Source organism: Shewanella sp. BJSY2023SW001, from assembly GCF_047314685.1.
Classification (GTDB): Bacteria; Pseudomonadota; Gammaproteobacteria; order Enterobacterales; family Shewanellaceae; genus Shewanella; species Shewanella indica.
Genome location: NZ_JBKORF010000056.1, coordinates 25515 through 47592, shown reverse-complemented (window position 1 = coordinate 47592; position 22078 = coordinate 25515). Strand labels below are relative to the sequence as shown.

At 54.9% G+C, this 22078-nt stretch carries 14 protein-coding genes and 1 pseudogene; 6 read left to right on the top strand and 9 right to left on the bottom strand.

The genetic code is table 11. The features are described 5' to 3' along the window. Positions 1-114 precede the first annotated feature (114 nt). Together ACMHXH_RS13340 and ACMHXH_RS13335 are read left to right on the top strand one after the other, a co-directional pair. Positions 115-891, top strand: a complete 777-nt coding sequence (locus ACMHXH_RS13340; protein ID WP_226685291.1) for an AraC family transcriptional regulator — start codon at positions 115-117, stop codon at positions 889-891. An 86-nt stretch (positions 892-977) separates the two neighbouring features. Continuing rightward, positions 978-1163 (top strand): annotated as a pseudogene (locus ACMHXH_RS13335) (IS5/IS1182 family transposase); the annotation flags it as partial. Between the two features lie 66 nt (positions 1164-1229). Here ACMHXH_RS13335 and ACMHXH_RS13330 read toward each other — a convergent pair. Beyond that, on the bottom strand, positions 1230-1784 hold the full coding sequence (locus tag ACMHXH_RS13330; protein ID WP_071476416.1) for an outer membrane beta-barrel protein: 555 nt from the start codon (positions 1782-1784) through the stop codon (positions 1230-1232). Positions 1785-2019: 235 nt separating this feature from the next. On the opposite strand from ACMHXH_RS13330, the gene ACMHXH_RS13325 reads away from it, so the two are divergent. Together ACMHXH_RS13325 and ACMHXH_RS13320 are read left to right on the top strand one after the other, a co-directional pair. Next, complete coding sequence (locus tag ACMHXH_RS13325; RefSeq protein ID WP_071476417.1) at positions 2020-3378, top strand: esterase/lipase family protein; 1359 nt, start codon at positions 2020-2022, stop codon at positions 3376-3378. Positions 3379-3482: 104 nt separating this feature from the next. Continuing rightward, positions 3483-4574 (top strand): branched-chain amino acid aminotransferase, encoded by a 1092-nt coding sequence (locus ACMHXH_RS13320; protein ID WP_071476418.1) that lies wholly within the window; start codon positions 3483-3485, stop codon positions 4572-4574. Positions 4575-4635: 61 nt separating this feature from the next. Here ACMHXH_RS13320 and ACMHXH_RS13315 read toward each other — a convergent pair whose 3' ends face one another. The 6 genes from ACMHXH_RS13315 to ACMHXH_RS13290 form a co-directional block, all read right to left on the bottom strand. Beyond that, positions 4636-9072 (bottom strand): EAL domain-containing protein, encoded by a 4437-nt coding sequence (locus tag ACMHXH_RS13315; protein ID WP_335912699.1) that lies wholly within the window; start codon positions 9070-9072, stop codon positions 4636-4638. A gap of 366 nt (positions 9073-9438) precedes the next feature. Further along, a complete protein-coding gene (gene prpF, locus ACMHXH_RS13310; protein WP_144361379.1) occupies positions 9439-10638 on the bottom strand; it encodes a 2-methylaconitate cis-trans isomerase PrpF in 1200 nt (399 codons plus the stop codon). An 85-nt stretch (positions 10639-10723) separates the two neighbouring features. Further along, on the bottom strand, positions 10724-13315 hold the full coding sequence (gene acnD, locus ACMHXH_RS13305) for a Fe/S-dependent 2-methylisocitrate dehydratase AcnD (RefSeq protein ID WP_071476420.1): 2592 nt from the start codon (positions 13313-13315) through the stop codon (positions 10724-10726). A gap of 104 nt (positions 13316-13419) precedes the next feature. Continuing rightward, positions 13420-14544, bottom strand: coding sequence for a 2-methylcitrate synthase (gene prpC, locus ACMHXH_RS13300; RefSeq protein WP_025889866.1), 1125 nt, complete (start codon positions 14542-14544; stop codon positions 13420-13422). A 180-nt stretch (positions 14545-14724) separates the two neighbouring features. Next, positions 14725-15600, bottom strand: coding sequence for a methylisocitrate lyase (gene prpB, locus ACMHXH_RS13295; protein WP_071476421.1), 876 nt, complete (start codon positions 15598-15600; stop codon positions 14725-14727). A gap of 12 nt (positions 15601-15612) precedes the next feature. Next, positions 15613-16323: a GntR family transcriptional regulator gene (locus ACMHXH_RS13290; protein ID WP_208622114.1), complete on the bottom strand. Its 711-nt coding sequence runs from the start codon at positions 16321-16323 to the stop codon at positions 15613-15615. Positions 16324-16748: 425 nt separating this feature from the next. Here ACMHXH_RS13290 and ACMHXH_RS13285 point away from each other — a divergent pair, with 425 nt between their 5' ends. Beyond that, positions 16749-17246 (top strand): DUF523 domain-containing protein, encoded by a 498-nt coding sequence (locus ACMHXH_RS13285; RefSeq protein ID WP_144361378.1) that lies wholly within the window; start codon positions 16749-16751, stop codon positions 17244-17246. 72 nt (positions 17247-17318) lie between these two features. Here the strand turns inward: ACMHXH_RS13285 and ACMHXH_RS13280 are convergent, their stop codons facing one another. Both ACMHXH_RS13280 and ACMHXH_RS13275 read right to left on the bottom strand, forming a co-directional pair. Next, positions 17319-18257: an acyltransferase gene (locus ACMHXH_RS13280; RefSeq protein WP_039035373.1), complete on the bottom strand. Its 939-nt coding sequence runs from the start codon at positions 18255-18257 to the stop codon at positions 17319-17321. Then, positions 18257-19153, bottom strand: coding sequence for an acyltransferase (locus ACMHXH_RS13275; protein WP_260852967.1), 897 nt, complete (start codon positions 19151-19153; stop codon positions 18257-18259). Before ACMHXH_RS13275 ends, ACMHXH_RS13280 begins: the two co-directional genes overlap by 1 nt. A gap of 544 nt (positions 19154-19697) precedes the next feature. Between ACMHXH_RS13275 and ACMHXH_RS13270 the strand changes: the two genes are divergently transcribed. Beyond that, positions 19698-22016 (top strand): zinc/cadmium/mercury/lead-transporting ATPase, encoded by a 2319-nt coding sequence (locus ACMHXH_RS13270; RefSeq protein ID WP_335912700.1) that lies wholly within the window; start codon positions 19698-19700, stop codon positions 22014-22016. Positions 22017-22078 lie beyond the last annotated feature (62 nt).

Sequence of the window (22078 nt, the reverse complement as noted above, 5' to 3'; positions counted from 1 at the left end):
CACGCCTTGCATCCAGGCTTGATTCGCGCTTTTCCGAGGCGGCGCGCAGTGTATACTCGTGATGAAACGGCACGTTAACGACATAAAGACAAGAAACATCAAAATAGGGACATCATGGCGATTATTGAGCAGGAAACTGAGTTCGATGCGGATACCTTTCCAGCCAGTGTTATCGGCATTGCGGCCGATGTTGGCCAGCATGATTCGGGCATGCACCAACACCATAAAGGGCAACTGCTTTATGCCCCCCACGGCTGCATGAGCTTTGCATTGGAGAACGCCATCTGCATCTTGCCACCCACCAAAGCCGTGTGGATCCCGCCCGGTATTTCGCACCGCGCGGTAATGACCAATGTGGTGGCCTATCGCTCTTTGTATTTTGATTGCGCCAGGTTCAACACTCCGGCTGAGCTTCGCATGATAGAGGTCAACGCCCTCTTGAAAGCCTTGATAGACAAAATGGCGCTGTGGCCGTGGAACACGCCGGAGTCGGATATGGTCAATAGCAGTGCGTTATTTTGGGAAGAGTTTTATGCCGCCAAGAAACATTCATTTCAGTTGCCACTGCCACAGGATCGCAGGTTTCGCCGATTCCGCCAGCAGCTTATCAAGGAAGCGTTTCTTGCGCCTGATATAGGCCGGCTTGCCGGCAGTGTCGGCGCCAGCACCAAGACAGTCACCCGGTTATTCAAGGCTGAAACCGGTATGACTTATCAGCAATGGCGCCAACAGTGGCGCCTTTTGAAGGCCGTAGAACTCCTATCCGGTGCCAGATCAGTCAGCGAGGTGGCCCACAAGCTGGCGTTTTCTTCCGACAGCGCCTTCATTGCCTTTTTTAAAAAGCAGACGGGCCAAACGCCTTTGAGCTTTATTCAGAATTCAATCAATTAAGGACGGTGTGAACAAGCCTCATGCGTACTCTGCGCCGGCTCATAAAATTGAATGCAAGGCTTGCTGCAGAAGCACAAATCCTTTGTAAACAGTGGGAATGGATGAATAACTTCCATAGGCGTTCCTTGCCAGAGACCACTGGGTATCGTTATAAATAACTCATTGACGCCAGGTCCCGCTCACGAGGCTACTGCAGGCAAGTTGTTGAAGCGTTGGCTGGCGTCAAGGTGTTAAACAAAGTCATAAGATTCGGCATGCCTGTTCGCCAGACCATCTTATGTTCCGGTGGTCAACTAAATACACTTTTGAATCCATGCACTATAGTGACCTGGATGTCATCAGAAGCGGTAGTCTACGCTCAGGTACAGTTGCTGGGTGTTGTCCAGCGCATATTTACCTGTGTCTATCTTGTTGTCATAGTCTTGCTTCAGGTAGCGATAACCTATCTCGGTATTGAGGTTGTCGTTCAACTTATACACAAGACCTGTCTGACCACCCCAGACAAAATTATTATCTGATCCCAGAGCGCCGCTGTCCGGTGAGGTGTGGTTAATCCCCGCGCTGGCACCGACAAACCAGTTCAGCTTGTGGGCCTGATCCAAACCTACCAGATAGTCATAGGAAACCAGTCCCATCTGCTGCTTGGCGAAGTCATCGCTGTTGTAGCTATAGGTGGCGTACAGGCGTTGGTTGGGGGTCAGGAAGGCACCACCGCGCACCATGTAGACAGCGTTGCGATCATCATCGCTGAACTTGCCGCCATCAATGGGCTTGTGAGAGTAGTCGTTTTGCTGCGCGCCGACACCACCGCCGACAAACCAGTCAGCTGCAAAGGAAGGGGCTGAGAAAGCGAGAGCCGCAGCGGAAGCCAGTATTAGAGATTGAATTTTCATAATTTACTCCTTGATCCGGGAAAGACCGGATGGCTGTTTTAAGCCGGGTCAACTTGTGTTCATCGGCAGGTTAGGGCCGTTTTGCTGAACTTTGACTGAATGAGAGCCGGAAGAGACTTTTTATCGTATAAGTTAGGTTTTTGTGTTAAAAAACTTGATGTTAGAAATGGCAATTGTTGATAGCCCGTGATGGGGTTGTGGTTGGAAATGGGACTATTAACCTGAGGGAAAAGGGATGAGACTGGTATTTGTACACGGCTGGAGTGTGACCTCCACAGAGACCTATGGTTATTTGCCCCAGGCATTGGCCAAGCTGGCAGACACTGAGCTTGAGGTGAGTCATCTGCACCTGGGGCGTTATATCAGTTTTCAGGACCAAGTGAAGCTGGAGGACGTTGCGCTGGCTTTCGAGGCTGCCAGACGTGAAGTGCTGGGGGATGAGCCTTTCGCGGTGATCACCCACAGCACTGGCGCGGCCGTGATACGTTGTTGGTTGGAAACCTTCTTCGGCGCTCAAAAGCTGGCGGCTTGTCCCGTGACTCATATGATCATGCTGGCACCGGCCAATCACGGCTCAGCTTTGGCACAGCTTGGCAAGTCGCGCCTTGCCAGGATTAAGGCCTGGTTTGATGGATTGGAGCCAGGGCAGAAGATCCTTGACTGGTTGGAGCTGGGCAGCCTGGGGCAGGCTGCTTTAAGTCAAGCCTGGCTTAACTATGATTTTGAAGTTGCTAGGCTTTGGCCCTTGGTGCTGACTGGCGAAAGCATAGATGCATCCCTCTATGATTATCTCAACTCCTATACCGCCGAGCCTGGCTCGGATGGTGTGGTGCGGGTCGCGGCGGCGAATATGAATTATGCTCGGCTGCAATTGGTGGAGCAGGCTCAGGAATGTGACAGCTTTGATGGTGCCTGCGTGGCCAAGCTGGTGCCGGCAAGTTTCATTCAGGCTCCTGTCAGTGGCTTTGGCATTATTCCCAGGGCCAGTCACAGCAAAGAAAAAATGGGGATCATGCGCTCTGTCAGTCGCAGAAATGCCACTAACAAGCCGGTGGTGCAGGCGATTCTTAATTGGTTGAAAGTCGACTCGGTAGAGGCTTATCGTCATGCCTGTCAGGAGTTTGCGCGGCAAACCCAAAGCCGGGCTACCAAGAAGCGTTACACTATGTTGGTGATTCGGGTGTGGGATGATACCGGCGCCGCCATAGAGGATTTCGATTTCTATCTGCTCAGTGGCGAGCAGTATCTGCCGGGTATTTTGCCTAAGGGCTTTATGCAGGATAAACAGCGCAATCAGCAGAGCCGCAACTGCCTGACTCTGTATCTGGATGCCGCCAAGATGCAGACCCTGCCTCAGGGTAAAATCGGTTTTAAGCTGGTACCGCGCCCCGATGATGGCGGCTGTTATTATCGCGCGGCTGAGTTCCAGTCTGATGCCGGCGCGGTATCCAGGCTGCTGAAGCAAGACGCCACTTTGGAAGTGGATCTCTTGCTTAAGCGGCATCGTGATGGCGGGCTGTTTACCCTTGTCAGCCCTGAAGAGGGCGGCGATTTTTCCCGCTTACCTCCCCAGGGGGAACTTGCCGAGATTTGATGGCTAATTTTTTACAGTACTCCTGCTAGCCACAGACCTTGGTCCTCTTGACATTGTTCCGGGCGCTCCCTAGTCTGCTTGAACAATAGTCAAGGTGGTAAGCAATGGAAATCAAGTATCAGTTAAAGCCCGCCGCAGAGCGTCGCTCAGAGCAGTTTTGTCCTGAAGGTAATGTTGGCTTTGGTCGTCTGCGCACCGACCATATGTTCATGATGGATTATTATGATGGCGAGTGGCGGGATCCCCGCATCGTCCCCTACGGTCCGTTTGAGATGGCTCCCGGCGCGATGGCGCTGCATTATGGTCAGAGTATTTTTGAGGGCGCCAAGGCCTTTATGCATGAAGACGGTGAGATTTATACTTTCCGGCTCAACAAGAATGCCGAACGCATGAACCGCTCTGCCGATATCGTCTGTATTCCCAATATTGATGAAGCCATGCAGCTTAAGGCGATCAACGCCCTTATCGATGTCGACCGTCTCTGGTTCCCCATGCAGGAAGGGGCTTGCCTCTATATCCGGCCCTTTATTTTTGCCACCGAAGACAGACTGTCAGTCAGCCCGGCTAACCGCTACACCTTCTGTGTGGTGATGAGTCCCAGCGGCGCCTACTATGGTGAGAGTCTCAACGCCATTCGCCTGCTGATCAGCAAAGAATTCCATCGTGCGGTATCCGGCGGTACCGGAGCCTCCAAGGCTGCCGGCAACTATGCCGCTTCCCTGCGTGCCGGTAAGGCCGCCGCCGCTCACGGTGCTTCCCAGGTGTTGTATCTGGACTCGACCAATGAATATATCGAAGAAGCCGGAGCGATGAACCACTTCCATATTCTCAAGGATGGTACAGTGATCATCCCTGAGTTTACCGATACCATACTCAAGTCGATCACCTCTCAGTCAATTATTGAGCTGGCGCCACTGCTTGGCTGTGATGTCCGCCAGGAGCAGGTCAAGCTTGATGATTTTATCGCAGGTGTCGAGTCAGGCGAGATCATCGAAGCCGGCGGTTTCGGCACAGCGGCCGTGGTTTCTCCGGTCGGCTCCTACATTTTTGAAGATGGCCGGGTGGTCACCGTTGGTGACGGCAAGGTGGGTGAACATGTCAGCCGCATCTATAAAGTTTTCACCGAAATCCAGAAAGGGCACAGACAAGGCCCACAAGGCTGGGTCTGCAAAGTGCCCAGGCAGGAAAAGGCATAAGCCAATAACCCACCATTGATAAAAACGCGGTCATTTGAGCCGCGTTTTTTACGAGCTGATTTTATTTTCGGCTGAGTAAGGCTTGTGCTTGCACTTCTGTCATTGGGCGTCCCAACAGGAAGCCCTGGGCCTGATCGCAGCCCTGGGCGGCGAGGAAGTTAAGCTGGGCCTGGGTTTCAACCCCTTCGGCCACCACCTGTAACTCCAGGCTGTGAGCCAGTACTATGATGGCGCTGGTAATGGCGGCATCGTCAGGATCTTTGGTGATATCGCGGACAAACTCACGGTCAATTTTTAAGGTATCCAGCGGAAAACGCTTGAGATAGGCCAGACTGGAGTAGCCGGTACCGAAATCATCGACCGCCAGGCTTAATCCCAGCCCTTTCAGTTGATTGAGTATTTCCACCGATTCCAGCGGTTGTTGCATCACCGCTGACTCTGTCAGTTCTATCTCAAGTAGATCAGCGGCCAGACCATGCATGGCAAGAGCCACTTCTATGCTGGAAATAATGTCTGACTGCAGCTGTTTGGCAGAGAGATTGATCGCTATCGGAACTGCTTTCAGCCCTTGATTCTGCCAGCGCTCCAGTTGACTGCAGACACTCAGTAGTACCCACTGACCTATGGCGTTGATCTGGCCGGTTTCCTCGGCCAGCGGAATAAACTCTGCCGGAGAAATAGGCCCAAGCTCCTGGCTTTCCCAACGCAGCAGGGCTTCCATGCCGGTGAGTTTGCCGCTATGGACGCAGAATTTGGGTTGATACAGCAGGTAGAATTCATCGCGTTCCAGCGCCTGTTTCAGCCCGGCTTCCAGCTGCACATGGCGCACCGCATAGGCGTTGAGTTTAGCTGTATAGAACTGGAAGTTATTGCGTCCCAGTGACTTGGCATGGTACATGGCGGTGTCGGCAAACTTCAGCAGCTCCAGCGCATCTTCGGCATCATCCGGATAGAGGCTGATGCCTATGGATGGTGAAACATTGAGACTGAAGTTCTCCAGTGAGAAGGGGCGATCAAACACCGCCAGCAGTTTTTCGGCGATGACGGTCGCCGCCTCGGTTTTTTGCAGCCCTTCGAGAATGATGATGAACTCATCACCACCCAGACGGGCAACAGTATCCCCATCTCTTATCGCTTGGGTCAGTCTGGAGGAAACTGCTTTCAGCAGTTGATCGCCCACATGATGGCCCAAAGAATCGTTAATGTGTTTGAATCTGTCCAGATCCAGGAACAGCAGGGCGACCAAGTTACGGTTACGGTGCGCCTGGCGCAGGGCATGATCCAACCTGTCCTGGAACAGAGTGCGATTGGGCAGGCCTGTGAGCTGATCATAGTTGGCCAACAGGCGCAGATCTTCCTCGGCCTGTTTGCGGTCTGTGATATCGGTAAATACCACCACGAAATGGCTGGCTTCGCCCTGGCTGTTGAGCACCTGATTGACTTCCATCCACACCAGCAGCGGCTGCTTGCAGTGGGTGCGGATCTGCACTTCACCGGACCAGTGTTTTTGGTTCAGCAATTGATGCTCTATCTGTTGATAGAAGCTTCTGTCATAGAGGCCACGGGTCAGGAACAGGAAAGGCTTACAGGCGATCTGCTGTTCGCTGAAGCCTGTTGTGCTGCAAAATGCCGGATTGACCGAGATGATGCGGTAGTTGAGATCGCAAACCACCACAGACTCATTCATGCTTTCCAGTACCTGGGATGATAGTCGCAGCGCCTCTTCCTGACCGCGGCGCATACTGATATCTGTGAAAGTGCCTGCCAGGCGCAATGGCTTGCCGCTACGGTCGCGCTCGACGATCTTGCCGCGATCCAACACCCAGCTCCAGTTGGCGTCGGTGAGTTTGATACGATACTCGGCCTCGAAGAATTCGGTATCTCCCTGCAGGTAGCTCTCCAGTGCCGCTTGAACCTGGGGCCTGTCATCGGGATGCACCAGTGCCATCTGCCTACTGGCGTTGGTTTCCGCCGGTGCTTCCGAGCCTTGTTTGGGGCCGGTAACGAAGAAGCGATCATCTTCCAGCTGCCAGTCCCACATGCGGTCACCCGAGCCCCATAGCGCCAGTTTCAGCCTTTCTTCGGAAAGTTGAATGTTGGACTGGGTTTGCTGTTCGAGGCGGCGTTGAGCAAGGAAATGTCTTAGCCAGAGGCTAAACAGTATCAGTGTCAGTGTCAGGTAAAACAGATACGCCTGAGTGGTGCGGTAAAAGGGGGCCGGTACCGTGAGTTTTAGCAGTAGCTGTTCTTGTCCTTCAGGGTTGTGTTGTAACTGATGGCGGACAAACAGCCGATAGTTGCCAGGCGCCAAGTTGGTATAGCTGATTTCGTGCAGCGACTGGGCCGGGTGCCAGCTTTTGTCCCAGCCTTCAAGAAAAAAGCTGAATCTGTGGCGTTGGGGATAGGCAAAATCCAGTGCTGAGATCTCAAAGCTTACCAACTGCTCGCTGTAAGGAATCGTCAATTTGGGAACGTGACCAAGATCCAGCCGTGGGAAATAGCTGTTGCCCATGCGGTAACCTGCCAGGGCCAGTTTAGGTTGTTTACGAACTTTGGGGACTTGTTGAGGGTAGAAATGGTTCAATCCATTGATGCCACCAAACCAGATACTGCCATCCGTATCCTGCCAACTGACATTGCCGTTGAACTCCAACGCCTGTAATCCTTCATGTTCATTGAAAGTCAGCACCTTTTCCTTGTCTACGGCAAAGCGACTGATCCCTGAATTACTGCTGAACCAGAAGTCGCCACTCTCGTCTTGTTCAATGGCATAGACGGTGTTGCCCGGTAATCCCTGATTACGGTCGAAGTGCTGCAGCTCACCTTGACGCAAGCGGCTGAGACCGCCGTGAGTAGCAAACCAGATGTTGCCGTCTCTGTCTTTGAGTATGTCCCGCACCATGGGATTGACCAGACGATCACCGCGGATGATCTGCTGTTGACCTGTGTCAGGTTGCAGCCAATAAGCTCCGTTGGTAGTACCGACCCAGATGCCGTTATTGGCTGTGGTCAGACTGAGGATCATTTGCTCTTGTGGGCCATCTTCAAGATACTCGTTGACAAAGTGAGCTTGGAACCCCCTGGTTTCCGGGTTGAAATGGTATAGGGTGTTGCCGACACCGAGCCAGATATGCTCATCTGGACTGATGAGCAAATCACGAATAGCGGGTTTGTTACCCGGAGGACGATAGAGCTGCATTTCGCCGCTGTTGTTCAGGCTTATCAAGCCGCCACTGCTGGCCAGCCACAATCTTTGGTGACTGTCTTGGGCAATCGCACTCACGGTGAGATCCAAAAAGGATTCATCCTGGCCGAGCAGCTTGGCAAGCTGATTGTGGTGGGAAACAAAGCGGCCATCGGCCGTTATATGAAATAAGCCGGCCCTATCTGTGCCCAAATATAGCAGGCCGTCTTTAGCGCGGAATATAGCGCGGATATTATTGTCCCGCTGACGCTCCAAGGGTTGTTGATTGTTGTAGATATGCTTGAAGTATTGCCGGGCCAGGTTCACCTTGTCTATGCCGGAAAACAGGCTGCCAATCCACAAGATCCCGTTATTGTCCTGCAGCAGGCTGTAGACATCATTATCACTGAGGCTGTTGGGATCCGATGGGTCATAGCGATAGTGTCTGGCTTGCCACTGACCTTCTTTAAGCTGTAGTTGGATAAGTCCTGTCTGTTGCCCACCAAGCCAGATGTCACCTCTGTTGTCGAAGATAAATTCGAGAATGCCCCGATTGGGTTTGGGTAAACGATAGATAAGCTCTGGGTTGTTCAAACCCGGCGGATAACGCCAGAGTGCGTCATCAATTGCCAGCCACAGGGCGCCATCTTCGCTTTGGCGCGCCTGTACCGGATGTCCATGTTCGGCATCGGGTAAGGGCAGGGGCTTGAGTCCTTCATTACGCAAAAGCAGCAAACCATCACTCTGGCTGCCAATCAGCAAGGCATCTTTTCCTATGGGGGTCAGCACTTGGATATCTGTGCTGATATTTTGCCTCAGTGACAGCTCATGCAACTCGTCGCTGTCAGTATCCAGGGCGTAGAGTCCGTTGCCGCTACCGATCCAGAGTGTGTCTCCCACCAGAGCCAGGCGGTTAATTTTTTTGCTGCTGAGCCCCTGGTCGCGGCCAATGGAAGTGAATACGCCTGTTTGTAGATCCAGGCGGTTCAAGCCGCCATTGAAGGTGCCTACCCAAAGTTGTCCCTGGCCATCCTGTAGTATGTCGGTGACATGATTATCCGACAATGTCTGGCTGTGGTAGGGGTCATGCTGAAACAGGGTAAAGTCGATGCCGTTGTAACTGTGTAAGCCATCCTGGGTGCCAATCCACAAGATACCGGCCTTGTCCTGGTAGAGGCTGGTGATGCTGTTCTGGTTAAGGCCATTCATGCTGCTGACATGCTGAAATTTGAGCTGGGGCACAGGTTCAGCCCTGAGCTCAAACAGGCTGACAGATAACAGCAGAGCGGCGAGTAAGCAACAGATCCGCGACAAGAATCCCTCTTCTTTGGTGGCTTGGGTTAGTGATAATGTAACCATTCTCTATGGGGGAGGGCTGACAGGCGTTTCAAGGCATTATTGAAACTGTGCAGGCCAATGTTGACCTATCTTCTGCTTCCTTCCAATGTTTGCCTTGTATAAACATCCATCAGTCTCGCAGAGTCAGTAAACTCCTAATACAGAATGGTATTACTTATAACAGATTTCTTTTCTCTGTTTGGCAAACTTTATATTGCATGGTTGCAAATTGGAATGAAAAAAGGCCCCGCCGGAAGGGAGGAAGCGGAGCCTTTACAAAAGGGAAGCGGCAATCAATTACTTAACAGGGGGGATTGCCTTGAGCTAAAGCTCAACTGAATTTTAGCAGCCGCGGTCCGGGATCCGGACCTGACCTTCCATCAGAATGCGCGCCGAGCGACTCATGATGGCCTTGGTCACCTGCCATTGGCCGTCCTTGAATTCGGCCTCGGCGCCGACTTTCAAAGTTCCAGATGGGTGGCCGAAGCGTACCGAGCTGCGCTCACCGCCGCCGGCCGCCAGGTTAACCAGGGTGCCCGGGATAGCTGCGGCCGTGCCTATGGCCACTGCCGCCGTGCCCATCATGGCGTGGTGCAATTTACCCATCGACAGAGCGCGAACCAGGAGGTCTACATCGGTTTCGGCCAACTGTTTGCCACTGGAAACCTGATGCGCCTGCGGTTTGGCCACAAACGCTACCTTGGGAGTGTGTTGGCGGGTTTCGGCTTCGGATAGCTCCTTAATCAACCCCATTGCCAGCGCGCCGTGTGCCCTAAGCAGCTCAAAGCGAGCGAGCGCCTCGGGATCGCCGTTGATCTCCGGCTGTAGTTCGGTACCTTGATAGCCGAGATCGGCGGCATTGACGAAAATGGTCGGGATCCCGGCATTGATTAGCGTTGCCTGAATTTTGCCACTGGGGTGTACCTCGGTGGGAACCGTCAGCTCATCCACCAGCTTGCCGGTAGGGAACATGGCACCGCCGTCTTCTCCATCATCGGCGGGGTCGATAAATTCCAGCACGATTTCGGCGGCGGGGAAGGTGACACCGTCGAGCTCAAAGTCACCGGTTTCCTGCACTTCACCGGCGCTGACCGGCACCTTGGCGATAATGGTCTTGCCAATATTGGCCTGCCAAATCCGCACTTCGCAGATGCCGTTTTCCGGTACCCGTTCCGGGGCCACCAGACCGGCATGCAGGGCAAAGGCGCCGGCCGCGGTGGAAAGGTTGCCGCAGTTGCCGCTCCAGTCGACGAAGGGCTTATCTATGGAGATCTGACCATAGAGGTAGTCCACGTCGTGGCCGGGAACCTGGCTGGCATTCATGATCACGCATTTGCTGGTACTCGAGGTCGCGCCGCCCATACCGTCTGTGTGTTTGCCGTAGGGGTCCGGGCTGCCGATGACTCGCATCAACAAGGCATCGCGGGCCGGGCCGGGCACTCTGGCCGTCTCGGGTAGATCGTCCAGGCGGAAGAACACCCCCTTACTGGTGCCGCCGCGCATATAGGTGGCGGGAATTTTTATCTGTGGTTTAAATGCCATGGCATTGGATCCTTTGAGATAAATATTTTTATCAGTCGGCCATAACCTTGGCTATGGCCGACTTGGTCACGCATCAAGGGCCGGCTTAAACATTGCCTTGCAAGAAGTCCTGCGCGAAACGCTGCAGCACACCACCGGCTTCATAGATGGTCACTTCTTCGGCGGTATCCAGGCGGCAGCGCACAGGTACTTCCACCGTTTCGCCATTGCTGCGATGCAGCAACAGGGTCAGAGTGGCACCGGGAGTGCGCTCGCCGAGAACGTCGAAGGTTTCTGTGCCGTCTATGCCCAGAGTCAGCCTGTCGGTCCCCGGGAAAAACTCCAGCGGCAACACGCCCATGCCTATCAAGTTGGTTCGGTGAATGCGCTCGAAGCCTTCGGCCACAATGGCCTCGACTCCGGCCAGGCGCACGCCCTTGGCGGCCCAGTCTCGGCTGGAGCCCTGGCCATAGTCTTTACCGGCTATGATGCACAGGGGTTGCTTGCGCTCCATGTAGGTTTCTATCGCTTCCCACATGCGTACCTGTTGCCCTTCGGGCTCGATACGGGCCAGCGAGCCCTGGATCACCTTGCCGTTGTCGTCCTTGACCATTTCGTTGAACAGTTTGGGGTTGGCAAAGGTGGCCCGTTGGGCCGTCAGATGGTCACCTCTGTGGGTGGCGTAGGAGTTGAAGTCTTCCTCCGGCAGGCCCATCTTGGCCAGGTATTCGCCGGCGGCGCTGGATGGCAAAATGGCGTTCGATGGCGACAGGTGATCTGTGGTGATGTTGTCACCCAATACCGCCAGTGGCCGCATCCCCTTGAGCGCACGTTCACCGGCCAGGGCGCCTTCCCAGTAGGGTGGACGACGGATATAGGTGCTCATTGGGCGCCAGTCATATAGAGGGTCGACCCCATCACCGTATTCCACGGCGATATTGAACATGGGCTCATACACCTTGCGGAACTGCTCCGGCTTGACCGACGACTTGACGATGGCATCTATCTCTTCGTCGCTGGGCCAGATGTCCTTGAGGGTTACGGCGTTGCCGTTCTGATCTGTGCCGAGTGGGTCTTTCTCTATGTCGAAACGCACAGTCCCTGCAATGGCGTAGGCCACAACCAAAGGTGGCGAGGCCAGGAATGCCTGCTTGGCATAAGGGTGGATTCGGCCATCGAAGTTACGGTTACCGGACAATACCGCGGTGGCGTACAGATCTCTGTCGATCACTTCCTGCTGGATTTTGGGATCGAGCGCGCCGCTCATGCCGTTACATGTGGTACAGGCGAAGGCGACTATGCCAAAGCCCAGCTGTTCCAGGTAAGGCAATAGCCCTGCCTCGCGCAGATAGAGGTCCACCGCCTTGGAACCGGGTGCCAGAGAGGTCTTGACCCAAGGCTTGCGTACCAGGCCTTTTTCCACTGCGTTGCGGGCGATAAGACCGGCAGCAATCACGTTGCGTGGGTTACTGGTGTTGGTACAGCTGGTGATGGCGGCAATGATCACGGCGCCGTCCGGCATCAGGCCTTCTTGCTGCTCTACCTTGCCGGCAATGCCTTTGGCGGCCAAGTCGCTGGTGGCCAAACGGGCATGCGGGTTGGAAGGACCGGCCATGTTACGCACCACGGAGGAGAGATCGAACTCCAGTACCCGCTCATATTCGGCGCCTTCGAGGCTGTCGGCCCACAGACCCGTGGTCTTGGCATAGTTCTCCACCAGCGCCACCTGGTCGTCATCACGGCCGGTGAGGCGCAGATAATCTATGGTTTGCTGATCGATATAGAACATGGCGGCAGTGGCGCCATATTCGGGAGTCATGTTGGAGATGGTTGCCCTGTCACCCAGGGTCAGGCTGGCGGCGCCTTCACCGAAGAATTCCAGATAGGCACCCACCACCCGCTCTTTACGCAGGAATTCGGTCAGCGCCAGCACTATATCCGTGGCGGTAATGCCGGGAGCGGCCTTGCCGGTCAGCTTGACGCCGACTATGTCCGGCAGGCGCATCCAGGAGGCACGGCCGAGCATCACGCTTTCGGCTTCCAGACCACCCACGCCTATGGCGATCACCCCGAGGGCATCCACGTGTGGCGTGTGGCTGTCGGTGCCGACACAGGTGTCAGGGAAGGCTACGCCGTCGCGGCTCTGGACCACGGGGGACATCTTCTCCAGGTTGATTTGGTGCATGATGCCGTTACCGGGCGGGATCACATCGACGTTTTTAAAGGCTGTCTTGGTCCAGTTGATAAAGTGGAATCTGTCTTCGTTGCGTCTGTCTTCAACGGCGCGGTTTTTCTCGAAGGCATCCGCTTCAAAGCCGGGGTGTTCCACCGCCAGAGAGTGATCCACAATCAGCTGGGTCGGCACCACAGGGTTAACCTTGGCCGGATCGCCACCCTTGTCGGCGATGGCATCACGCAGACCGGCCAAGTCAACCAGTGCTGTTTGGCCGAGAATGTCGTGACACACCACCCGCGCCGGGAACCAGGGGAAGTCCAGATCCCGTTTGCGTTCGATAATCTGTTCGAGGAAGTCGTTGAGCCTGCCGGGCTCGGCGCGGCGTACCAGGTTTTCGGCCAACACCCGTGAGGTGTAGGGCAATTTGGCATAGGCTCCGGGGCTGATGGCCTCGACTGCGGCGCGGGTATCGAAATACTCGAGGCTGGTGCCGGGCAGGGGAATTCGGTAATTGGTATTCATGAGTTCTGTCCACTGAGAAGCAACTGCAAAAAGAGCCGGGCCCCTGCTTAATTGGGTGCCCGCTCTTGCTTATTCATCTGGCGGCCCTTTGGCCACCGCCGGGATCAACGCTCGCTGAGAGGCGTTACCTTGCGTGGCTCAACCCCAACATAATCGGCACTCGGGCGGATAATGCGGTTGTTGGCGCGTTGCTCCATCACGTGCGCGGCCCAGCCGGTGAGGCGGGAGCAAACGAAGATGGGGGTAAACAGCTTGGTGGGGATCCCCATGAAGTGATAGGCACTGGCGTGGAAGAAGTCGGCGTTACAGAAGAGTTTCTTCTCTTCCCACATCAGGGCTTCACAGGCGACAGAAACGCGATAGAGGCGATCATCACCGTATTCTTGCGCCAGCTTTTCCGACCACTCTTTGATGATCACGTTGCGGGGGTCTGACTCGCGGTAGATGGCGTGACCAAAGCCCATGATCTTCTCTTTGCGCTCCAGCTTGCCCTTGAGCACTTCGCGGGCATGGTCTTCATCGCGCATATCCTGAATCAGCTCCATCGCCGCCTCGTTGGCGCCGCCGTGCAGAGGGCCGCGCAGTGAGCCAATGGCGCCCGTGATGCAGGAATGCATGTCAGACAGGGTAGAGGCGCAAACCCGGGCGGTGAAGGTAGAGGCGTTGAATTCGTGCTCGGCGTAGAGGATCAGTGACACATCCATAACCCGGGCGTGCAGGGCCGATGGGGCTTCGCCGTGCAGCAGGTGCAGGAAGTGGGCGCCTATCTGGTCGTCATGGGTTTCTGTGTCTATACGCACGCCGTCATGGCTGTAGCGATACCAGTAACAGATGATGGAGGGGAAAGCCGCCAGCAGACGGTCGGCCACTTCACTCTGCTCGGAGAAATCTTTTTCGGTTTCCAGGTTACCCAGCATGGAGCAACCGGTACGCATAACGTCCATAGGATGGGCATCGGCCGGGATCCGCTCCAGCACCTCTTTCAGTGCCTGTGGCAGGCCGCGCATGCCTTTGAGTTTCTGACGATAGGCCGCCAGTTGAGTTTCGGTGGGCAGTTCGCCGTAGAGGATCAGGTAGGCCACTTCCTCGAAGCTGACGTTTTCGGCCAGATCTTTGACGTCATAGCCGCGGTAGGTCAGGCCTGAGCCGGACTTACCGACTGTGCTCAGTGAAGTTTCGCCTGCGCTTTGGCCGCGTAATCCGGCGCCGCTCAGTTTCTTGTCAGTCATAATGCATTCCCTCTTCCGTTACACTCTTGTCAATTTGTTGGCCAGCCATGGCTGGTCTGGTTTGCGGTTGCCTTTTTCAGCGCTCTGGGGCGCTGTGTAGGGCGGCAACCCCGGGTGTTTCATGGGGCAAACCCTGCAACCGGCGCGTCTGCGCCGGTCAATCATCCCTGGATCCAGCCGTTACTTTTGGCTGAACAGCTCATCGAGCTTGGTTTCGTAGTGGTGGTAGCCGAGGAACTTATACAGATCTTCACGGGTTTGCATGGCATCGACCACATTGCGTTGATGACCGTCGGCCATCAGTGCCTGCATCACTTTCAGGGCGGCCAGGTTGGCGGCGCGGAAGGTGCTCAATGGGTAGAGCACCATGTCGGCACCGGCTTCGGCCAGTTGTTCCTTGTTGAACAGTTCTGTCTTGCCGAATTCGGTCATGTTGGCCAGGATTGGGGCGTTGACGGCCGCCTTGAATCGACGGTACTGATCCAGCTCGGTCAGCGCCTCGGCAAAGATCATGTCGGCCCCTGCCTCGATATAGGCCTGGGCGCGTTCGATACCGGCATCCAGTCCTTCCACGGCAACCGCGTCTGTGCGGGCCATGATGACGAAGTTCTCATCTGTGCGGGCATCCACGGCAGCCTTGATACGGTCAACCATCTCTTCGGTGCTGACCACGGCCTTGTTGGGTCTGTGACCACAGCGCTTCTGTGACACCTGATCTTCCATATGCACGGCGGCGACACCGGCCTTTTCAAACTCCTTGATGGTGCGGGCAATGTTGAAGGCGCCACCCCAACCTGTGTCTATGTCGACCAACAGCGGCAGTTCGGTGGCCGATGTGATGCGGCCGGCATCGATCAGTACATCGTTCATTGAGGTCATGCCGAGATCCGGCAGGCCGTAAGAGGCGTTGGCGACACCGGCACCGGAAAGGTACAGGGCCTGAACACCGGATTGCTCGGCCATCAGGGCGAAATAGGCATTGGTGGTTCCCACGATTTGAAGTGGCTTGGCCTTGGCCAGAGCCTGGCGGAATCTGAGTCCTGCGCTGCGAGTCATCTGTTTGCTTCCTTATATTGAGTCCAGGGCGGCATGCTCCGCCTGAAGCTGTTTGAGTCTGAGTTCGGTATTGCGCCGTCCCTGCTCGATATGACGGCGCATCAGCAAGCCGGCCAGTTCGGCATCGCGCTGGGCTATGGCTTCGACTATGCGTCTGTGCTCGGCGATGGCTTTGACCGGGCGGTTCTTATTGGTGCATTGATAGCGATACATTCTCAGTAGGTGATATAAGCCGCCGATCAGGGTTTCTTGTAGGTGCTTGTTACCGCTGGCGCGGATGATCTGGTAGTGAAAGTCCACATCACCCTCTTCCTGAAAATAGGTATCGCCTTCTGCCAGCGCCGCTTCCTGACGGGCCAGCAGTTGCCATAACTGGCTGAGCTGCTCATCGGTTATCCGTTTGGCGGCCAGTTCACAGGCCATGGCTTCCAGCGTGCTGCGCAGTTCGTAGAGGTCGTTGAGCTCGGCCACTGTCATGGCGGCGACTCTGGCGCCCACATGGGGGATGCGTACTACCAAGCGCTGACGCTCGAGGATCTGCAAGGCCTCGCGGGTTGGACCGCGGCTGATACCGTACTTGAGTGCCAGCGCCTGTTCGTTGATCTTGCTGCCGGGGGCCAGCTCACCCTTGATGATGCTGGTTTGAATTTGCACTAGAATCTGATCCACCAGGGTACTGCTCTTCTCCGAAGTGGTTTTATCGACGCTGTTTTTGTCCAACACAGGTGCCTGAGTCACTGGTTAAGTTTCGCTCGATTGTTGACTATGGTTCGACATTAGATGTGATCCAGGTCATTGTCAACAATCTGCTTACCTAGACGTAAGTCTAATATTTTGTGGTATTTGCTCTTTAAGTTTTTACTAAACAAAGCCTTAGCTATTATTTTAAAACTTGCTGTTAGCATGGGTTTACACTTGCCATTGCAACTATTGTCGACAATCTTGTTTTAAACAGTTTTCTTAATGGGCGACAGATAGAATGCTTCTTGTCAGCGGCAGGCAAGGAAAAGAGGGGGAGCTTGGTTGTTTTTCTGACTGTGGGCCGTTGAATAGGGAGCATGAGTCATTGCCAACCAGGTAAGGGCGGCTCTCCCGGAGTGAGTCGTCCGAGTGATGAGAGAGGCAAGAATGACAAGAGTGAAAAAAGTATGAGCGCAGAAATCATCAGCACAGCAAAACCGAATCGGATATTGATAAGCGCCTGTTTATTGGGGCAAGAGGTACGCTATGACGGTGGCCATAACTTGCTCAATGATGTCAGAGTGCAGCTATGGCAGGCCCAAGGACGGCTGGTGCCTTTCTGCCCCGAGTGCGCCGGTGGCTTGCCGACACCCAGAGCACCGGCCGAACAGATACAGGGACGAGTGCTGACCTGTGACGGTGAGGACGTGACCGAGGCCTTTGAGCTAGGCGCCGAGTTGGCACTGGCCAAGGCACAGCAACAGCAAGTGGTTGCTGCCATTCTCAAGGCCCGCAGTCCTTCCTGTGGCAAAGGCCGGGTTTACGATGGTAGTTTCTCCCGCCAACTTAAAGAGGGCGACGGCGTGACCGCCGCCTTGCTGATGCGCCATGGCATTCAAGTGTTCAGCGAGTTTGAGTTGGACGCCGTTGAGAAGTATCTGACTGAATGCGATAAAAGTGCTTGAGTCGAAATACTCAGTTTTAAAATAACAATGCCGGGCTTAGACCCGGCATTGCTGTGTCTTCGACAATCACTGTCAGTGGCTTTTTTGTGCCAGCTTACGGTAGTCGTCGGCAGGTTGGTATTCGGCCAGTAGTTGATCGATTTGGGCATCCTTTTGTTGCCAGATGTCATTGAGCCAACGCTGAAACTCGACCCTGTACTCTGGTTCGCTGAAGTAGCGAACAGAATCCACCTGCGGCACAGGCAGAGCCTCAATTCGCACCACGATTTTGTGCACTTTACCCTGCATCACTGCACCGAGAATATCCTTGGGAGCATCGGGATAAACCACAGTCACGTTCAACAAGGCATCAAATTGCTCGCCCATGGCCGACAGGGTAAAGGCGATGCCACCGGCTTTTGGCCGCAGCAGGTGTTTGTAGGGGGATTTTTGCCTTTGTCGTTTGTCTTCGGTGAAGCGACTGCCTTCCACATAGTTGATGATGGAAGTGGGCAAGTCTTTGAACTTTTCACAGGAGCGCCGGGTTGTTTGCAGATCCTTGCCCCTGAGCTTGGGGTTCTTCTTCAGCTTTTCCGGGCTGGTACGGTTCATAAAGGGCATGTCCAGCGCCCAGCAACCCAGGCCCATGATGGGAACATACAGCAGCTCTTTCTTGAGAAAGAACTTCAGCATGGGAATGTTGTTGCGCAGGATATAAGTCTGCGCGGCAATATCAAAGCCACTGAGGTGGTTACTGATCAGTAGATACCAACCATCCGGCTTGAGGCTTTCAAGCCCCTGCACATCCCATTCGACCTTGGCTATTAGGTGCAGTATACCGCCATTGCAACTGGCCCAGGCCCACATGAAACGGTTCATTAGCCGGGTCATGGCGATACGGCCACTCTTCCAGGGCAGCAACAATTTGAACAGGCCGCCGATACACACCAGCGAGCCCCAAACGGCGGTGTTAATGATCAGCAGGCTCAGGCTGAGAATAAACAGCACTGGCCCGGGCAGGAAGTGTAACATCAGGAGTCCCCTTGAGAATGGTTTGCCTTGGCGGCCAGTCGCTCCAACACCTCATCCTTTTGCTGCCAGAGGGCGTTCAGCCGCTCCTGGAAGGCTTGTTTGAACTGGCGATCATTGGCGTAGTCACCTCGCATCCCCGGGTCTATCTCCTTGACCTCCAAGTGGAGATAAACCTCGGGCAAACGGCCGCTGATATAGTCCCAAAAACTGGGGATCTTGCCGGGGTAGTAGATGGTGACATCCACCAGTTTATGGATCTGTTCGCCCATGGCCGACAACGCAAAGGCCATGCCGCCGGCCTTGGGTCTTAGCAGGTGTTTGAACGGTGAGTTTTGCTTCTGGTGCTTGCTGGGCTGAAAGCGGGTACCTTCGACAAAGTTCATCACGCTCACCGGCTTGTGCTTGAATTTGGCACAGGCCTTACGGGTAATTTCAATGTCTTTGCCCCTGAGTTTGGGGTTCTTTTTCAACTCGGCCGTGCTGTAACGGCGCATAAAGGGGAAATCCAGCGCCCACCAAGCCAGCCCAAGTACCGGGACGTAAATCAGCTCTTTTTTCAGGAAGAACTTGAGAAAAGGGATCCGCCGATTGAGCAGTCGCTGCAGGATCAGAATATCGACCCAGCTCTGGTGGTTGGCTACCACCATATACCACTCCTGCTCTGATAGCTCCGGAAGCTCATCTATATGCATCTTCAGCGGATGAAACAGCTTTTCTATGCCGCCGTTAACACTGATCCAGGCACTGGCGCAGATGTCCAGAAAGTGGCTGCATAGGCGTTGCAACGGCTTAATGGGAAGCAGTTTTAACAGGCTGCCCAGTAGAATTGGCAGGCTCCAAAACAGGGTGTTGATAACATAGCCGCTAAAGGCAAGACAACCTCGGATCAAGGACAACTTGGGCTCCCTCAGGATCATAAAAAAGAAAAATCGACCGACTATGTTAACCGCAGTCGCCACCAGGCTTCAATCTTAAGCTGGCGTTAACAGGGAGTTAGGGCCTGCTTACTTAACCCTGAAATAGTTGACTTAACCAATATCAGAGGCATAAGTTGCGCCATCTGTTCTTTGCTCTGTGTTGAAGATGACTTGCAATGCAGTGTCTTCCAGTATTTTTCTGAGCCTCTTTCAGTATGTTGCTTTGTGGTGAAATAGCGCCTGTATCTTCAAATCCCCGGCGCATTTTTGGTGGAAGACGGTTGACTGTCAAGCGCAACACTGATGGCGGTAAATGGGACAATCGGCGCCGTTATAGGCTAGGACGGCACGGTGATTATGGCTGGTTAATTGATAGTGGCTTGTAGGCCGGGCAAATACTTTGGTCCAGCTGCTTGACTCTGGAGCTTACTCCAAGCTTTACACTCCTTGGCAATAGCAAACGGCCCGGATAGTCACATTTGAGTTCCGCGGCATCATTTGAGCCATAGCGCGAGGCACAGTTATGAGTCATTCCTGTTGTGATCCCAAATCTACTCCCGAGACTGTGAAGGCGGGGGCTAAGGACCCGGCAAATTGCACAGATAGCCAGATAGCCGGTAATGCCGTTGGTCATTCCAACGAGCATTCTGGCTGTTATTCAGCTTGTTGCCATGATCATCATGAGTCCCATCAGGCCGACTCTGCTACTGAAATAAACACTGCCCGGCTTGCTCAAGGCGAGCAGCATCAGTGGCAAATCCTCGGTATGGATTGTGCCAGCTGTGCCCGTAAAGTCGAAACTGCTGTTTCCAGGGTGAGCGGTGTTTGCAGCGCCAGGGTGGTATTTGCCACCGAAAAGCTGCTGGTGGAACTGACGCCCGGCGTTTCACCCCAAGGCATAGTCGATGCTGTGTCTGCGGCCGGCTTTAAGCTTAAGCAGCAGACCCAAGCAGGTAAGGAAGGCCCAAAACCCGGCTCGGCGAGCCGGCTTGGCAAATACTGGCAACCCAAATACTGGCAACCTTTGTCACTGGCACTGTTAATGCTGCTGGCGGCTCTGGCGCCTGCGAGTATCAGCACCAGTCTGTTCACTCTGGCTACAGTTTGGGGGCTGCTGCCTATTGCCCGCAAGGCCTGGGCCCTTATTCGCAGCGGCACCCCTTTTGCCATTGAAACCCTGATGACTGTTGCCGCCATAGGAGCCTTGTTACTGGGCGAAACGGCCGAGGCGGCCATGGTGTTGCTTCTGTTTATGCTCGGTGAGCAGCTCGAATCGTTTGCGGCCGGTCGCGCTCGCGCCGGAGTCAGCGCCTTGATGGCATTGGTGCCGGATAAGGCATTGAGGTTGCAAGATGGCCAGAGGCAAGAGGTGGCCGCCTCAGAGTTGCGCCCGGGCGATATTATAGAAGTTGCGCCTGGGGCGCGCCTACCTGCCGATGCCGAACTGCTTGATGCCTTGGCGGCATTTGATGAAAGTGCCCTGACAGGAGAATCTATCCCGGTAGAAAGGATTAAGGGCGAACGGGTCGCCGCCGGCTGCCTGGCAGCCGACAGGCTGGTAAAAATGCAAGTTGTCTCCGAGCCCGGCAGTAACGCCATAGACCGCATCCTGCATTTGATTGAAGAGGCCGAAGGGCAGAGAGCACCGATAGAGAGATTCATCGACAAATTCAGTCGCTGGTACACTCCAGCCATCATGCTGCTGGCCGTGATGACAGTGCTGTTGCCGCCTCTGCTGTACGCCGAACCTTGGGAGCAATGGATCTACCGTGGCCTGACACTGTTGTTGATAGGTTGCCCCTGCGCCTTGGTGATTTCGACGCCGGCGGCGGTAACCTCAGCGCTGGCGGCCGCAACCCGTCAGGGAGCCTTGATTAAGGGCGGCGCGGCATTGGAAGCACTGGCACATGTCGATACCGTCGCCTTCGATAAGACCGGCACCCTCACAGAAGGTAAACCTGAAGTCACCTTGGTGGAGAGCCTCACAGAGCAGGATGCGACCAAGTGGCTCAGGGTGGCCGCCGCCATTGAATTGGGCTCACACCATCCCCTGGCACTGGCGATAGTCAATCATGCCAAAGAGCAGCGGTTGGAATTGCCAGGCGCAGAAGCTATTCGGGCTTTACCCGGGATGGGCGTTGAAGGACGAGTCGATTCGCAAAACTGGCGACTGTTGGCCCCTTCAAGGCTGCCAAACCTTGCTCCTGAGTTGCTGCAACGCGTCACAGAACTGGAACAGCAGGGGCAAACCCTGGTGGTACTGTGTGATGCCGAGCGGGAGCTACTTCTTCCTGTGGCCATTATTGCCCTCAGGGATCAGCTGCGCGCCGAAGCCGCCGAAGCCATAGCCAAGCTACGCCGTCTTGGTATCGACAGCATAATGCTGACCGGTGACAACCCAAGAACCGCCAAGGCGATTGCCGAGGAGCTGGCCATCGATTGGCGCGCCGGGCTGCTGCCGGAAGATAAAGTTTCTGAGGTGGCGGCATTGGCCAAGCACCGTAATGTGGCCATGACAGGAGATGGAATTAACGATGCCCCGGCAATGAAGCGAGCCAGTATTGGTATTGCTATGGGCGGCGGAACCGATGCCGCGCTGGAAACCGCCGATGCGGCCCTGACCCATAATCAGTTGGGAGGGGTGGCGGCAATGATCCACTTGGCGAGGGCAACCCTGAGCAATATTCGCCAGAACATAGCTTTGGCGCTGGGGTTGAAGGCGATTTTTCTGGTGACCAGCTTGCTGGGGATCACCGGCCTCTGGCTGGCGGTGATGGCCGATACCGGCGCAACTGTGTTGGTAACCGCCAACGCCTTGAGACTGCTTAGAAAGCGCTACTGAAATGTATTGGTGTTGATAACAATAAAAAGAGGAAGGTACCCGTAGACCTGAGCACCTTCCTC